The sequence below is a fragment of the Mesoflavibacter sp. CH_XMU1422-2 genome, assembly GCF_037029245.1.
Taxonomy (GTDB): Bacteria; Bacteroidota; Bacteroidia; order Flavobacteriales; family Flavobacteriaceae; genus Mesoflavibacter; species Mesoflavibacter zeaxanthinifaciens.
This window is the reverse complement of sequence record NZ_JAYMEE010000062.1, coordinates 400,760-417,701: the sequence shown is the minus strand read 5'-3', so window position 1 is coordinate 417,701 and position 16,942 is coordinate 400,760. Positions and strand designations below refer to the sequence as shown.

At 30.3% G+C, this 16,942-nt stretch carries 13 protein-coding genes; 5 read left to right on the top strand and 8 right to left on the bottom strand.

Features of this window, described 5'->3' with window-relative positions:
- Positions 1-80 precede the first annotated feature (80 nt).
- From WA340_RS11250 to pdeM, 4 genes are read left to right on the top strand one after another with little or no spacing between them, the layout of a single operon-like run.
- Positions 81-1,103, top strand: coding sequence for a ligase-associated DNA damage response exonuclease (locus WA340_RS11250; RefSeq protein WP_336129130.1), 1,023 nt, complete (start codon positions 81-83; stop codon positions 1,101-1,103).
- Positions 1,103-2,704, top strand: coding sequence for an ATP-dependent DNA ligase (locus tag WA340_RS11245; protein ID WP_336129129.1), 1,602 nt, complete (start codon positions 1,103-1,105; stop codon positions 2,702-2,704). The genes WA340_RS11250 and WA340_RS11245 overlap by 1 nt, the downstream gene beginning before the upstream one ends.
- Positions 2,697-5,153 (top strand): ligase-associated DNA damage response DEXH box helicase, encoded by a 2,457-nt coding sequence (locus tag WA340_RS11240; RefSeq protein ID WP_336129128.1) that lies wholly within the window; start codon positions 2,697-2,699, stop codon positions 5,151-5,153. Before WA340_RS11245 ends, WA340_RS11240 begins: the two co-directional genes overlap by 8 nt.
- Positions 5,150-5,803: a ligase-associated DNA damage response endonuclease PdeM gene (pdeM, locus tag WA340_RS11235; protein ID WP_336129127.1), complete on the top strand. Its 654-nt coding sequence runs from the start codon at positions 5,150-5,152 to the stop codon at positions 5,801-5,803. The genes WA340_RS11240 and pdeM overlap by 4 nt, the downstream gene beginning before the upstream one ends.
- Here the strand turns inward: pdeM and WA340_RS11230 are convergent.
- From WA340_RS11230 to tsaD, 8 genes are all read right to left on the bottom strand, one after another.
- Positions 5,800-6,990 (bottom strand): THUMP-like domain-containing protein, encoded by a 1,191-nt coding sequence (locus WA340_RS11230; protein WP_336129126.1) that lies wholly within the window; start codon positions 6,988-6,990, stop codon positions 5,800-5,802. The two genes, pdeM and WA340_RS11230, sit on opposite strands and share 4 nt — an antisense overlap.
- Positions 6,983-8,077, bottom strand: a complete 1,095-nt coding sequence (locus WA340_RS11225) for an AI-2E family transporter (RefSeq protein ID WP_336129125.1) — start codon at positions 8,075-8,077, stop codon at positions 6,983-6,985. Before WA340_RS11225 ends, WA340_RS11230 begins: the two co-directional genes overlap by 8 nt.
- 14 nt (positions 8,078-8,091) lie before the next feature.
- Positions 8,092-8,598, bottom strand: coding sequence for a TrmH family RNA methyltransferase (locus tag WA340_RS11220; RefSeq protein ID WP_336129124.1), 507 nt, complete (start codon positions 8,596-8,598; stop codon positions 8,092-8,094).
- A gap of 169 nt (positions 8,599-8,767) precedes the next feature.
- Positions 8,768-9,409, bottom strand: a complete 642-nt coding sequence (locus WA340_RS11215) for a DUF4159 domain-containing protein (protein WP_336129123.1) — start codon at positions 9,407-9,409, stop codon at positions 8,768-8,770.
- A 2-nt stretch (positions 9,410-9,411) separates the two neighbouring features.
- A complete protein-coding gene (locus tag WA340_RS11210) occupies positions 9,412-10,116 on the bottom strand; it encodes a 16S rRNA (uracil(1498)-N(3))-methyltransferase (RefSeq protein ID WP_336129122.1) in 705 nt (234 codons plus the stop codon).
- 78 nt (positions 10,117-10,194) lie between these two features.
- Positions 10,195-10,413, bottom strand: a complete 219-nt coding sequence (locus WA340_RS11205) for a hypothetical protein (protein WP_336129121.1) — start codon at positions 10,411-10,413, stop codon at positions 10,195-10,197.
- A gap of 91 nt (positions 10,414-10,504) precedes the next feature.
- Positions 10,505-11,131 carry a peptidylprolyl isomerase gene (locus tag WA340_RS11200; RefSeq protein ID WP_106677620.1) on the bottom strand — a complete coding sequence of 209 codons (627 nt, stop codon included), beginning with the start codon at positions 11,129-11,131 and terminating at the stop codon, positions 10,505-10,507.
- A gap of 91 nt (positions 11,132-11,222) precedes the next feature.
- Positions 11,223-12,245 carry a tRNA (adenosine(37)-N6)-threonylcarbamoyltransferase complex transferase subunit TsaD gene (gene tsaD, locus WA340_RS11195; protein WP_336129120.1) on the bottom strand — a complete coding sequence of 341 codons (1,023 nt, stop codon included), beginning with the start codon at positions 12,243-12,245 and terminating at the stop codon, positions 11,223-11,225.
- A 117-nt stretch (positions 12,246-12,362) separates the two neighbouring features.
- On the opposite strand from tsaD, the gene WA340_RS11190 reads away from it, so the two are divergent.
- On the top strand, positions 12,363-16,805 hold the full coding sequence (locus WA340_RS11190; RefSeq protein ID WP_442920773.1) for a translocation/assembly module TamB domain-containing protein: 4,443 nt from the start codon (positions 12,363-12,365) through the stop codon (positions 16,803-16,805).
- Positions 16,806-16,942 lie beyond the last annotated feature (137 nt).

Below are 16,942 nucleotides of genomic sequence, written 5' to 3'. Positions count from 1 at the left end.
GGCTTTTTTGTTTCTGGTTAAAAATTAGTTAAGTCTACTATAATTTTATGATTTTGGTTGTATTTTGTAGTTAAAAACGCTTGAAATTCATAAAATTCACTAAAAAAGGTATTTACTGCATACCAGGAAAATTCTATTTAGACCCATGGTACCCTGTAGATTATGCTATAATTTCTCACGGTCATGCAGATCATTCAAGATTGGGAAATAAGCATTATCTGTGTCATCAGAACTCAAAAAACATACTGCTTCATCGCTTAGGCAAATACATTTCGATAGAAACTTTAAGTTATAACCAGATAAAAACTATAAATGGTGTAAAAGTTTCATTTTTTCCTGCTGGACATATTATCGGTTCTGTTCAAATAAAACTTGAATATAAAGGAAAAGTTGTTGTGTTTTCTGGAGATTACAAAACTAATCCAGATTTTATAACGACACCATTTGAGCCTGTTAAGTGTCATGAGTTTATTACAGAAAGTACTTTTGGTTTACCTATTTACAGTTGGAAGGCAGAAGCCGAATTACAATCTCAACTACAGCAATGGGTTTTAAATAACCAAAAACAAAATAAAACTAGTGTGTTTTTTGGTTACTCTTTGGGTAAAGCGCAAAGAATTATGTCTTTAGTAGATGGAATAGATCAGGTTTATGTCCATTCAGCAATAAACAATTTAAATCAAGCAATTTCTAAATCTGGAATTGTTTTACCAAAATCAAAACTTATCACTTCAGATTTCAATAAAAAAGACATTCAAAATAAAATCGTAATTCTTCCACCAGCTTTATTGGGTTCTAAACTACTTAAAAAAATTCCTAATGCCGCAACTGCAATTTGCTCTGGTTGGATGCAAATAAGAGGAAATAGACGTTGGAAAGGCGTCGATGCTGGCTTTGCAGTTAGCGATCATGCAGATTGGAACGGACTACTTTCTGCTGTTAAAGCTACCGAAGCAGAGAAAGTTTACGTCACTCATGGTTCGCAAGCTGTGTTTTCAAAGTATTTAAATGAAATTGGTATAGAAAGTCAAGAGGTTGTCACGGAATATGGTACAGAAGATAACGAAGATGCCAAAGATCAACAATTAACAACTGCTAGCTAATGAAACAGTTTTCGCAACTCATAAATTCATTAGAAATCACTAATAAAACTAATGCCAAATTAGACGCATTAGTCAATTTTTTTGAAACTGCTTTAGATAAAGATAAACTCTGGCTAATTGCTTTATTTACAGGTAAAAGACCTAAAAGACCTGTAAAAACATCTTTATTAAAACAATGGTGTATTGAAGAAACAGGTCTACCAGAATGGTTGTTTTTAGAATCTTACAGCACTGTTGGTGATTTAGGAGAAACCTTGTCTTTATTATTGCCAGAACCTTCTAATACTATTGATAAACCGTTACATATTTACATGGACGAGCTTAAGCAACTTTCAACTAAATCTGATGATGAAAAAAAAGCCTACGTGTTGAATGCTTGGCGACATTTAGATACGCAACAACGCTTTATTTTTAATAAGTTAATTGGTGGAAGTTTTAGAATTGGCGTATCTAAAAAAACTTTAGTAAATGCACTTTCAAAACTGACTAATATCGATGCCAATCAATTGATGCATAGTATTATTGGGCAATGGGACATCAATTCTATTTCTTTTGAAGACTTAATAAATGGTTCGCATATCAATTACGATAATTCAAAACCTTATCCGTTTTGTTTAGCGTATAGTTTAGAGAAAAATCTTGACGAATTAGGCTCAGTTTCAGACTGGCAAGTCGAATATAAATGGGACGGAATTAGAGGTCAAATTGTAAAACGAAATAACGAAATTTACATTTGGTCAAGAGGCGAAGAGTTGGTCACAAAACAATTTCCGGAGCTAGTTGAAATTGTTTCAACCATAAAAGAAGATTTTGTTTTAGATGGCGAAATCCTAGCTGTTAAAGATCAATCTGTATTATTATTTAACGATTTACAGAAGCGATTAAACAGAAAAACCATCTCAAAAAAACTATTACAAGACGTACCAATTGGCTTTTTTGCTTACGATATTTTAGAAATTAATGATGAAGATTTAAGGGAGAAAAGCCTTCAGTTTAGACGAAATACACTTGAGCAACTCTTTAGCGATAATCAATTATCAAAACCAAATTTTAAACTTTCAGAAGTCATTCAATTTGATAACTGGGAAGAATTAGATGCGATAAGAAATGAAGCCCGATTGCATAATAGCGAAGGATTAATGCTGAAACAAAAACAATCTGAATATCATGTTGGTCGTAAAAAAGGCGATTGGTGGAAATGGAAAGTAGACCCTTTAACCATTGATGCAGTGATGATTTATGCGCAAAAAGGTAGCGGTAGGCGAAGTAGCAAATACACAGATTATACGTTTGCAGTAAAAACAGAAGACGGTTTAGTTACCGTTGCTAAAGCCTATTCTGGCTTGACAAACGATGAAATTACCGAAATTTCTAGATGGGTTAATAAAAATGCTATCGAAAAATTTGGTCCTGTAAGAACAGTAAAACCAGAATTAGTTTTTGAGATTGCTTTTGAAGGTATTGCTTTTAGTAAGCGTCATAAAAGTGGTGTAGCACTACGTTTTCCAAGAATAAAACGCTGGCGAAAAGATAAACCCGTTTCAGAAATTGATACTATAGAAACTGTTAAACAACTTATTACAAATCCGTTAGATGTCTAAGTTTAAAAATTCTACTGGTTATAAAATTATTGAAAATTGGATGCATCAAAATGATTGGCAACCATTTGATTTTCAGTATAAAACTTGGTCTAAATATTACACTAAACATTCTGGTTTAGTCGTAGCTCCAACAGGTTTTGGTAAAACGTTTTCGGTGTTTTTAGCGGTTGTTATCGATTATTTAAATCATCCAAAAGCCTATAAAAAAGGACTAAAATTAATTTGGGTTAGTCCGCTTAGATCCTTAGCTAAAGATTTGGCTAAAGCAATGACAAATGCGGTTGAAGATATTGGTTTAGATTGGCAAATTGAAGTTAGAAATGGTGATACACCAACTAATATTAAACGCAAACAAGAGCGCTTAATGCCAGACGTGTTAATCACGACGCCAGAGACATTGCATTTAATGTTCTCACAAAAGAAAAATTCACGTTGGTTTAAACATCTTAATTGCATTGCGGTAGACGAGTGGCACGAGTTAATAGGTAATAAACGTGGTGTTTTAACTGAATTAGCTATAGCAAGATTAAAACAATTATCGCCAAAACTTCAAATTTGGGGAATCACTGCAACCATTGGTAATTTAGACGAAGCTCAGCAGGTTTTAATGCCTTATAAAGATTTAAAAACCATTCAAATTAAGGCGAAATTAAAGAAGAAAATCGACATCATTTCAGTCTTACCAGACCAAGTTGAAACGCTTCCTTGGGCAGGACATTTAGGTCGAACAATGAGTTCTAAAATCATACCGATAATTTATGAAAATACCACGACGTTAATATTTACCAATACAAGAAATCAAAGTGAATTATGGTATCAAATCATTCTTGAAGAAGCGCCAGATTTAGCTGGATTAATCGCTATTCATCACGGATCTATCGATAAAAAACAACGTAATTTTATTGAAGACGCTATTGCTTCAGGTATTTTAAAAGCGGTAATTTGTACAAGTTCTTTAGATCTTGGTGTCGATTTTAAGCCTGTAGATTGTGTCATCCAAATAGGTTTAGTTAAAGGAATTGCGCGATTTTTACAACGTGCTGGTCGTAGCGGTCATTCGCCTTTCGAGACTTCTAAAATATATTTTGTTCCAACGCATTCTTTACAATTAATTGAAGTTGCTGCTGTCAAAGAAGCAGTAAAACAACAACAAATCGAAACACGATCGCCAATTGTTTTAGCATACGATGTTTTGGTACAATTTTTAGTCACTTTAGCTGTTGGTGAAGGATTTAAAAAGGACGAAGTTTTTCAACTTTTACAACAAACACATGCTTATTCGTATTTAACCGAAGACGATTTTAATTGGGCAATTCACTTTATTACAAAAGGTGGTAACACATTATCATCTTATGAAGAATTTCATAAAGTAATTTTAGATACAGATGGTTTATTTAAAGTTAAAAGTAGGCGAATAGCCATGCTACATCGCATGAATATTGGTACAATTGTCAGTGACGCGATGTTAATGGTAAAATTCTTTTCTGGCGGTTATATTGGTATGATTGAAGAGTTTTTTATCTCAAAACTAAAAAAAGGCGACGCTTTTGTTTTGGCTGGTCGCGTATTGCAACTAAAGCAAATTAAAGATATGACAGCTTTGGTAACTTTAAGTAAATCCAAAAAAGCCATTACACCAAGTTGGAAAGGCGGCTCGTTACCATTAACATCGTATTTGACGCACTTTTTAAGGTTGAAGTTAAGCGATGCTTTACACGCCAAAACATCCGAAAAAGAACTTAAATTTTTAAGACCATTATTACAACGACAAAATAAAGCATCACAAATACCTAAAGCTAATCAATTTTTAGTCGAACTAATCACTACAAAAGACGGATTTCATCTGTTTATGTATCCGTTTGAAGGCAAATTGGTTAACGAGATTTTCGCTGCATTAATGGCGTATCGCATTAGTAAATTTAAACCATTAACCTTTAGTATTGCCTGTAATGATTATGGTTTTGAATTATTAAGCGATCAAGAATTACCTTTAGATGAGGCTAAGATTCATCAAATATTATCTGTTGAGAATTTAATGGAAGATGTTGTAGCAAGTATAAATGCTAGTGAAATGGCAAGCCGAAAATTTAGAGATATCGCTGTTATTGCTGGTTTAGTTGTGCAATCGCAGCCAGGACAACGTAAAACTAATAAGAGTTTGCAATCGTCTTCTGGTTTGATATTTAGAGTTTTAGAAGAAAATGAGCCTTCAAATTTATTAATCAGACAAGCTTATACCGAAGTTTTTAATCAAGAATTAGAAGAAGTGAGATTACGTGAAGCTTTTAATAGAATAAAAAACAGTGAGATTATTATTAAGCATTCAAAATCGTTTACTCCATTGAGTTTTCCGTTAAAAGTAGATGGTTTAAGAGGCACGATGACAAACGAAGATTTGCAAAAACGTATCGAGCGCATTAAAAAACAGATGCTTAAATTTGAAGCATGAAACAATTAGCGACGATCACTTTAAAATTTGCCAATCAAAATTTGGTATTTACCAATCAACGTGCGCTATTTTGGGAAACACAAAACGCACTAGTTTTAAGTGATTTGCATATTGGTAAATCGGCTACATTTAGAAAAAATGGTATACCAATTAGTCAGTCTGTTTTAATTGAAGATTTACAGTGTTTAAAGGCTTTAATAGATCATTTTAAAGCTGAAAAACTAATCATAGTTGGTGATTTATTTCACGCTGAATTTAATGCAGATATAGACTATTTTAAAGATTGGTTGTTGCAATTTGATAATTTGAAATTGCAGTTAATTATTGGTAATCACGACAGACTTTCAGTTACATTATACGAAGACTTAAATATCGACATTTTTAAACCAAGTTTAAAATTAGGTCTATTTACTTTTGTTCATGATTTAAATGAATGTGAAGACGATGCCTTTTATATTTCAGGACATATTCATCCAGGATATGTGTTGAAGGGAAGAGGCAAACAATTTATAAAATTACCTTGTTATCAAGTGTTTGACAATCATATTGTATTGCCAGCTTTTAGTAAGTTTACAGGCTTAAACACTTATAAAACGGATAGAAAAAGCACTAATATTGTGTTTACAGAAGATGCGATTTTTAAAATTTAAGCTTTTGTGCAGTGTATTACAATTTTGTTGTTGTCTACATCTGTAGTAAAAAACAAATAGTCAGTTCCGCCATCTTTAACTTTAAGTTTTTGTCTTAATTGTGCTACAGTTTCAGGAAAATTTCTAGTCGTAAAATTAGCTTTATATAGTTTAAATTGCTGTTTAAACTTTTTCTTGTTGTAAGGCGCAATTGTTTCAATTTTAAAACGTCTTCCAGGGAAATCTTTTAAATGTTCACTTGTGTATAAATGCGAATGTTTATGCAATTTAAAGACGTTTAATTGCTCTGCAAGGCTATTAAACGCACCAGATTTTAATATTGCTGAATTAGGCTCGTATAAATAGGTTAGTGGCTTACTATAATTAACTTGTGCATTAGCTTCTTCATCTAAATAAAACTCGAAATTAGATTTTTTATCCTTTTTAATATTTGTGGTTATAATTTTAACCGATTGGTCAAAACCTTTGTCTAAAATCCATAACAGTTCTTTTACCTCATTATTAACCGCAATACAATGAATTTCTTTTACAAAATCAAGTTCTTTTACACCTAAAGAAATGTCTAATAACGGTGATGTTTTAATCATGATGTTATTAGTTTTTTTGAATAGATTATCTAAATGTTGTGGAACATTAGGTAAACAATCGGACAGCATAAACACTTTACCTTTTGCATCGTTACGACGTGATGGGTCAATATAAATCCAGTCGTATATAGTATCGTTATTTATGATGTAATCTATTCCATTTGTGGCAACACAATTTATATTTTCAATTTTAAAAACGGCGTTATTGTGATTGACAATATTGGATAAATCGGTATTAAGCTCACAATGCGTGACTGTTTCAAATTGTTTAGCAAAGTAAAAACAGTCTACACCAAATCCGCCAGTTACATCAATTAGGCTTTTTCCATTGATTAAAGAGGCTTTATGTTTTGCTGTAACTTCAGAAGATGTTTGCTCAATATTAAGCTTATTTGGATAGTAAATATTATCAGTTTCAAACCATGTGTTCAGCTTGTTTTTGCAACGATTTTTGGCTTCAATTTGATTAATAATTTCAGAAGAAATTTCAGTAGAAAAAGGTAGGCCTTTCAATATTAATTCAGAGATATTTGAATTAATATTATTTTTTATAAATTCTTGAATTTCAATATTTAATATTATTTTATTGAAACTAATCATTTAAACCTTCTGTAAGTTTGTTTACAACACGGTATTCACTTAAAAATTCTTTAGCAATAACTTTTATTGCAGTATAAACTGGAATAGCTATAATTAGTCCAACAATACCAGAAATTAGTCCAGCAATAATGATTACTAAAAAGATTTCTAAAGGATGAGATTTTACACTTTTAGAGAAAATAAAAGGTTGACTAAAAAAGTTATCTACTAATTGTGCGATAATAAAACCAATCATAACATAAATGGTTTTTGGTAAAATTACATCGCTAAAGCTTTCGCCTAAATTACTAGACATGCTTAATAATATTAATAAAGCAGCACTAATTACTGGACCTAAATAAGGAATAACATTAAGTAAAGCACAAAGTGTAGCTATTATTATAGCGTTTTCTATACCAAAAATGAACAATACGATAGAGTATATTGTAAATAATATAAGTAGCTGTAATAACAACCCGCCAAAATATCTAGTTAGTAAATCTCTAATCGTAACAAACGATTTTCTAAGTTTTTTTTCGTGTTTTTTAGGTAATATGGTAATTAATCCATTGCTCATTAATTTACTGTCTTTAAGGAAGAAAAACGAAATAAATAGCACAGAAAATAATCCCATACTAAAGCTACCAAAACCAGAAATAACCGAATTTAAAAAGTCTGGAATAAATCCAAAATTGAGATTAGACATAAATTTTGAATCTTTTAAAGACGCTTCAACATCAGAAGTATTTAATCCAAAATGACTAATTGCTTCCACATATAAATTTTCTATATTGTTTTGTAGCTCATCAATATCCAATAAAGATAGGTTATTGCCTTGCTCTATAATTAAAGGAATAAATAGACTTATAATACCAAAAATAAAGATCAAAAAGAGAGTAATTGTAAATACAACAGCAAGTGTGTCGTTAAATTTTAATTTGCTTTTTAAAAACACAACAATAGGTCTACCTAATAAAGCTACAACACCAGCAATAGCAAGGTATACAATAACGCTTTGTACTTTATAAATAAACCAACCTAAAAGTACTACACCTATAATTATAGCTACAGCACGAAGGATTCCGTTAGAGATAGTTTTTGATGTCATAACGTAAAGATAAACTATTTGTGGTTTAGTTGTTTAGTTATTTGGTAAAGTGCAATACTAGTAGCTTGTACCACATTCATGCTGCTATTTTGACCAAACATATCTATGTGAATAATAGCATCACTAATGCTTAAAATATTATCTGAAACTCCAAAATTTTCATCACCAATCACTAATACAATTGGCGCATTTAAGTTGAAACTAAATTTATGTAATGCTACGCTATTATCTGTAATTTCTAATGAAATAATTTGATGACCTTCTTTTTTTAAATTAGAAATAAAGCCGAAAGCATCTTCTATAACCTGATAATTCACGACTTTTTCGGTAGCTCTAGACGTTTTGGTCATTTTTCTGCCTAACGGAATTTCGGTTCCTGTAAACACTAATTCTTTTACACCAAATGCATCTGAAGTCCTAAACAAACTCCCAATATTAGGCGCGTTAGTTACATTTTGACAAACAATGGTAATAGGAAATGTTTGTTGTTTAAAGTTGGTATTGTAATGGTTGAGTTGCAAATGGAATTTAGATTTATTTTAATATGAAATATAAAATGATAGTTACTATTATTAAAAATATAACAACTTTAAAAAGAGTTTTTAATATTTGAGCATATGAGTTTTTTTGATCATAATCTGAATTAAAAAAAATAAAGTCAATAAAAGCTGTTATTAAATCATCCATCTTTTAATGTTCAAACGCATATTTTACAATATTTGCGCCCATTTTTAAAGCTTTTAAACGCACGTCTTCAGGATCGTTGTGTACTTCTTGATCTTCCCAACCATCGCCTAAATCACTTTCAAAAGTAAATAAAACCACTAATCTGGCTTCATGATACAATCCAAAAGCTTGTGGTCTTTTACCATCGTGTTCGTGTATTTTTGGTAAACCATCTTTAAATTGAAATGCTGCGCTAAAAATCTCGTGCGTATTAGGTAATTCTGCCAACTCTTGATTTGGGAATACTTTTTTTAAAGCTTCTACAACGTAAGGCTGCATTCCGTAATTATCATCAATGTGAAGAAATCCGCCAGAAACAAGATAATTTCTGATATTTTCAGCTTCAGCATCATCAAAAATAACGTTTCCGTGACCAGTCATGTGAAGCATTGGATATTGAAAAATATCAATACTGCCAGCTTCAACAACTTCTGGTTTTGTGTTCATCGCTGTACCAATGTTTTCGTTACAAAACTTGATTAAGTTTGGTAAAGCTGTTGGATTACTATACCAATCGCCGCCACCTTTATATTTTAAGACTGCTAAATCTTGAGAAAACCCAAAGATAGAACACAGACAAAAACATAAGATAAGTTTAAACTTCATAATTATTCGTTTATAAAAGCAACGCTGTGACAGGCAACAATAGCAGCAGTTTCTGTACGTAAACGCGTATTACCCAAAGTTACAGGAATAAATTTATTTTTTATTGCTGTTTCAATTTCATTAACAGAAAAATCGCCTTCTGGACCAATTAAAATAGTAGTTTCTGCGTTGGGTTTAATTTCGTTTTTTAATGATTTTTTATCTGTTTCTTCGCAATGCGCGATAAATAAATCTCCAGAAAAGTCTTGATTTATATAGTCTTTAAATGATATAGGTTGATTTAAAGTTGGCAGATATAAGTGAAGCGATTGCTTCATTGCTGATTGTAAAATTTTTTCAAAACGATCCAATTTTACCTTTTTTCTTTCGGAATGATCGCAAAAAATAGGCGTGATGCTAGTGATACCAATTTCGGTAGCTTTTTCTAAAAACCATTCGTAGCGGTCATTCATTTTTGTTGGTGCAACAGCTAAATGAAGTTTGTAATCAGTTGGTTTTTTAAATTCGGAATTTTCGATACTTACCATGCAGTTTTTTTGATCTGCAATAGTGATTTTTGCAGTAAAAAGAAATCCGTTTCCGTTAGTGATATAAAGCGTATCACCAACTTTTTTACGTAAAACTTTTACAATGTGTCTGCTTTCGTCTTTAGGAAAAGTAAACGTATTGTTTTGTTCTGAAATATCTGAATTATAGAATAACTGCATATAATTTTTAAAAAGACAAAAATAAAAAAGAGTCTTACTTTTGGATAAAATAAGACTCTTTATTTTAATAAATTTTAATTATTGGTCTTGTCCTGTACAAATAAAATCTCCATGGTCTAAATGCGTTTGTAATGCGTTATAACTTATTGTTATTTTATGCATATTTCCAGGATTACCTGGCGGAACATGACAAATTGTAATTTTTTTGTCGTTATTTGGTTTTTTACCAGAATTAAGGGAAAAAGCTAATGGTAATAACGATACAATTACCATCGCTTTAATTAAAAATAGTTTCATAATAGCTTGTTTTACGTTTACTAATGTAAGTTACATCAAACTATTAACTAACAGTAATTTATACGATTAAAAGCTAAATTATTCTTTATAATTAATCTATAACTTTTAAAACTTTAATTTCTTTAATTTTTTTAATTCTGTGCGTTTTTAAAATTACAAAATAAGCTTGTGGCTCTGGTATTCTAACCGTGTAAATTTGTCCTACTTTGTGTTCTAGATTAAACGCTTCGGTTTCTACTTCAATAGGAAGATTACCTTCTTTTAACCAACCAGAATCGCCACCACGTAACGCATTTTTATCCATTGAATATTTTTTTGCTAAATCATCAAATCTTACACCATCTTCGTAAGATTGAAGGATTTCGTTTTTATATTTTACAATGGTTTCGGCATCTAATTTATTACCATCTAAATACACGTAACTTAGTCTGTAATGACGTTGGTTATCTTTTTCTATGACTTTGTAAACTGTCGTATCAAATTCGCCTTTAACTACTTTTGTGCTACCAACAGATGTGTTTAAAAGTGCGTTAGCTAGTTTGGATTGGTGTTTTTCTTCATTAAAAATAAGGATCTTGTTTTTTCTAGATTTTTTGGTTTCTAAAAATTTTTCTGCTTGTTCTGTGTTGGTAATAGTATCTAAACTTTTAATCAGTTTTTTTTGAGCAGTTGCTGTAAAAGTGATTAAAGCTAGTGTTACTGTAAGTAGATATTTCATTAATTAAATTTTTAGAATTTTAGTTTTGATAGAACAAAAAAACAAAAAAAAGATGTTGTAGATAGGCTTTTTTAAAACGTTATTAACAAAATTAGATTTTTAGTCTTGCATTAGCCATTACATTTTGTGTAGTAAAATCTTCATCTAAATATTTTAAATAGCCAACAATAGCAATCATAGCTGCATTGTCTGTGGTAAATTCAAATTTAGGCACATATGTTGTCCAACCGTGTTTAGATTCGCCATCTTTTAAGGCTTGTCGTATTCCAGAATTTGCAGAAACGCCACCACCAATTGCTATGTGTTTAATACCTGTTTCTTTGCTTGCTTTTTTTAATTTATCGGTTAGAATACCAATAATGGTGTATTGTATGCTAGCGCAAATATCGTTTAGATTTTCTTCTATAAAATTTGGGTTATTTTTTACTTCACGTTGAATAAAATAAAGAATAGCCGTTTTTAAACCGGAAAAACTAAAATTAAGTCCGTCTACTTTTGGTTTACTAAATTTAAAAACTTTTGGATTACCTAATTTAGCACGTTTGTCAATTTCTGGTCCTGCAGGATAACCTAAACCTAATAATTTTCCGCTTTTATCAAACGCTTCTCCAACAGCATCGTCAATAGTTTCGCCAATAACTTCCATATCAAAGTGATTATTCACTTTTACAATTTGAGTATGTCCACCAGAAATAGTCATTGCTAAGAACGGAAAAGGTGGTTTATCAAAACCTTCTTCATCTATAAAATGCGCTAAAATATGCGCTTGCATGTGGTTTACGTCTATTAAGGGTATGTTTAATCCATATGCCAAAGATTTTGCAAAAGATGTACCAACTAACAAGCTTCCCATAAGTCCTGGACCTTTTGTAAAAGCTACTGCACTTAATTGATCTTTGGTAACTCCAGCTTTTTTAAGCGCTTGGTCAACAACAGGAACAATATTTTGTTGGTGAGCACGACTGGCTAATTCTGGCACAACGCCGCCATATTCTTCATGTATTTTTTGATTAGCAATAATGTTGCTTAAAATTTTTCCGTTATGGATTACAGCAGCAGCAGTATCGTCGCAAGAGCTCTCAATTCCAAGGATATAAATATTTTGTGAGTTCATTAGCTTTTTTTAGGCATAATAATTGTTAATTTTGAGGTGTTAATTAACAACTAGATTACATTTGTTAACGTATATGCAAATGTAAGGTTTCTTTTAAAATTATAATTTTAATTCAATATCAAAAAAGCACTTAAAATATTTGGTAAGATAATAGCAATAATTGTATTGCTATTTATTATTTTAATGCTTGTGTTATCAATACCTGCTGTACAAACAAAGATAGGTAAATATGCTACAGATAGATTAAATCAAGATTTTAAGACTAATATTAATATAGATAAAGTTGGTCTTGCTTTTAATGGAGATGTACAGATAAAAGATGTTTTAATAAAAGATTACAAACTAGATACTTTAATTAGTGCATCAGAGATTAAAACTTCTATTATTAATTTTAAGAATCTTTATGATGGCACATTAAATTTTGGCGATATAAGTTTAGATGATTTGGTGTTTAATATTAAAACCTACAAAGATGAAACTGATACTAATCTAGATGTTTTTGTAGCAAGATTTGATGATGACCAACCTAAAACATCTAAAAGTTCTTTTTTAATGTCTTCTAGTGATATTACCATAAATAATGGTGTGTTTAGAATGATTGATGAGAATAAAGAGACACCAAAAATACTTCAGTTTGATAACTTAAACATAAATGCAACAAACTTTTTAATTGATGGAAGTGATGTAAGTGCACGTATTAATACCATGCAATTTATAGATAATCGTGGTTTAGCACTTCAAAATTTATCAACAAACTTCTCTTATACTTTAACACAAATGCGTTTTGATGATTTAAGTATTAAAACCAAAGCATCTTATGTAGAGGGAAATTTAAATTTTAATTATAATAGAGAAGATTTTAAAGATTTTGAAGATAAAGTAAATGTAGATGCAAATTTTACAGAAGCTAGCATATTACTTGATGATTTAAATAAATTTTATAATGAATTTGGGATTAATCAAAGAGTTAACTTTAGTACTAAACTTTCAGGGACTTTAAATAATTTAAACACTATAAATTTAAGATTAAACACAAGTAGTAACACTAAAATTTATGGTGATATAAATTTTAAAAACCTTTTTAATAGTGAAGCTAATAATTTTGAAATGGATGGAAGCTTTACTAATCTGTCTTCAAATTATAGAGATTTAAAAGCGTTGTTACCTAATGTTTTAGGCGAAGCCATACCTTCAATTTTTGATAAGCTAGGTAATTTTACAGCAAAAGGGACAAGCCATGTTACGCCAGATAATATAATTGCAGATTTAGAGATTATCACAGATTTAGGTTATGTAGATTCAGATCTAAAGATGTATAATGTTAATAATATTGATAACGCTTCTTATAGAGGAACCATTATTTTAGATCAATTTAATATAGGCAAATTATTAGACGATCCTAAATTAACAACAACATCTCTAAATGTAGAAGTAGATGGTGTTGGGTTTAAAAAAGAAAACTTATCTACACAATTAAAAGGTGATGTTTATAGTATAAACTACAATGCTTATAATTACCAAAACATTGCTGTTAATGGTGTTTATAAGCAGAGCAAATTTAATGGTAAGCTTGTTGTTAACGATCAAAATTTAAAATTAGAATTTAACGGATTAGCAGATTTATCTCAAAAAGTAAACACTTTTGACTTTATTGCTAATGTAGATTATGCCAACCTAAAAACTTTAAATTTTTATAATAGAGACGAACAGTCTGAATTTTCAGGAATTGTAGAAATGAAAATGAATGCAAATACTATTGATGATGCAGTAGGATACATTCAATTTATAAATACTACCTATAAAAATGAAAATGATACATATAATTTCAAAGATTTCGAAATAAACTCTCAGTTTATTGATAACGAACATATAATAGATATAAACTCTCCCGAAATTATTGAAGGTAGCTTAAACGGAAACTTTAAATTTAATGATTTAGAGTTACTTTTTGAAAACTCTTTAAAAAGTATATATACAAATTACAAGCCTAATAAGATAGAAGGTAATCAATATATAGACTTCAATTTTAAAATTTATAATAAAATAGTAGAAGTATTCTTACCAGAGGTAGAGTTAGCACCAAATACATTTATAAGAGGAAGAGTAGAAAGTAACGAAAAAGAGTTTGAGCTAACCTTTAAATCACCAAAAATAAAGCTATTAGAATATTTTGCTAACGAAATTGAGATACAAGTAGATAATAACAATCCATTATTTAATACTTACGTAGAAATTGATAGTATAAATACAAACGTCTACAATATTTCAAAATTCAACTTAATTAATGTAACCTTAAATGATACGCTTTATATGCGTAGCGAATTTAAAGGCGGTAAACGAAATGATGACCTTTACGATTTAAGTTTTTATCATACAATAGATCAAGACAACAATTCGGTTGTAGGTTTTAAAAAGAGCGATGTCACCTTTAAAGGTAATAATTGGCATATTAATGAAGACCGTAACAACTTTAATAAAATAATTTTTGATAGAGATTTTAAAGATTTTAAAATTGAAGACATTTTACTTAACCATCAAAATGAAGAAATTAAGTTAGCAGGTGTTTTAAAAGACTCTACTTACAAAGACTTAAACCTTAATTTTAAAGATGTAGATTTAAATAAAATTATTCCAGAGATTGATAGTTTAAGTCTAGCAGGTACGATTAATGGAAAACTTAATGTATTACAAGAAAACGGTAGTTATTTACCAAGTTCTAACATCACCATAGATAATTTAGAGCTTAACAAAACATACCTAGGTTCTTTTGATGCAAAAATTGAAGGAAACTCAGACTTATCAAACTATACGGTAAATGCAAAAATAAAGGATGATGCAACTAATTCATTTGAAGCTAATGGTAGTATAATAGTATCAGGACAAGAACCTTCTATAGATTTAGATGTAGCGTTTAGAGATTTTAGTTTAAAACCATTAAATCCATTTTTAGATGGAATACTAAGTAATATAAGAGGTAAGGTTACAGGAAACACTCAAGTCGTAGGTAATCTTAATCAACCAAATTTTAATGGAGAATTATTAATTAATAATGGCGGATTAGGTGTGCCTTATTTGATGGTTGATTATAAATTTCAGGACAACACAAAAATCATCTTGAAAGACCAAAGTTTCAACTTTCAAAAAACAAATATTACAGACACTAAACACAATACAAAAGGAAGTTTTAGTGGTAGTATAAGCCACAACAATTTTTCTAAATGGAAATTAAACTTAGGCATAAACACACAAAAACTCTTAGTGTTAGATACCAAATATACAGAAGAATCTATGTATTATGGTACCGCTTTTATAGGTGGTAGTGCAGAAATTGTTGGTGCAACAGAAGCGTTAAGTATAAATGTAATTGCCGAAACCAAAGAAGGTACTGTATTTAAAATTCCACTAAATGATAATGAATCTTTCGGAGATAATTCTATCATTCACTTTTTAACACCAGAAGAAAAACAAGCAAAAGAAGAAGGTAAAGAAATAGATTTTGAAGTAGATGAAGGTTTAGACTTAAATTTTGAATTAGATGTTACTCAAGATGCCGAAATTGAAATATTAATAGATAAAACTTCAGGAAGTACAATAAAAGGTCGTGGTGTTGGTGGTTTATTGATAGAAATAAACACTAATAACAAGTTTGATATGTACGGTGACTTTGTAATTTATGAAGGTGTTTACAATTTTCTATACAGCGGTGTTGTACAAAAACAATTTGTTGTAGAGCCTTATGTAAGTACACTTGCATGGAATGGTCCACCGTTAGACGCCTTAATAGATATCAAAGCAAAATACAGTACACGTGCTAACCCTTCGCCATTATTAGATAGTGGAATTAATAGGAGTATTCCTGTAGAGTTAACTTTAGAGCTAACAGATCAATTAGAACGACCAACAATTAACTATGCTTTTGATTTTCCTAATACAAGCTCAACAATAAAATCAGAGTTAAATTATAGATTAGACTCAAGAGAAGATAGAGAAAATCAGGCACTTTTCCTTTTAGCTACAGGATCCTTTAGTCGTGGATTAGAAAACCTTAATTTTACAGGAACATTAACCGAGCGTTTAAATGGATTAGTTAACAACCTATTATCTACAGGAGACGGTAAGTTTAATGTTGGACTAAATTTTGAAGCAGGACAAACAAGACCAGATTTTCAAACAGATAATAGAGTAGGTGTAACTTTACAAACCAAAATATCAGACCGTGTTCTTATTAACGGTAAAGTTGGTGTGCCAGTTGGTGGATTAGGAGATTCTGTTATCGCAGGAGATGTTCAGGTTGACTTTTTATTAAATGAAGAAGGAACTTTAATAGCAAAAGTATTTAATAGAGAAAACAGCATTCGTAATTTTGGAGAAGAAATAGGCTACACTCAAGGTGTAGGAATTGCATACAACGTAGACTTTGATACTTTTGGAGAATTACTGCGTAAAATTTTCAATCCAAAAAAAGAAAAAGAAGAACAAAATCTTAATCAAGATCCAAACGAAAATGCAACCGAACCAGAATCGGTTTTTAAGTCTGATAATACTTTCAAAAAAGACTAATTTTTCACTTTTTAAACATAAATATCCTTAGTAAAACGTCTTCAAAATTAAATAGTTATTAACGAAAACGATATAGTTTGCGGCACTTCGCAAAATTTTAGTAAAACTCATGTCAATAATAAAATTTGTTTAGTAGC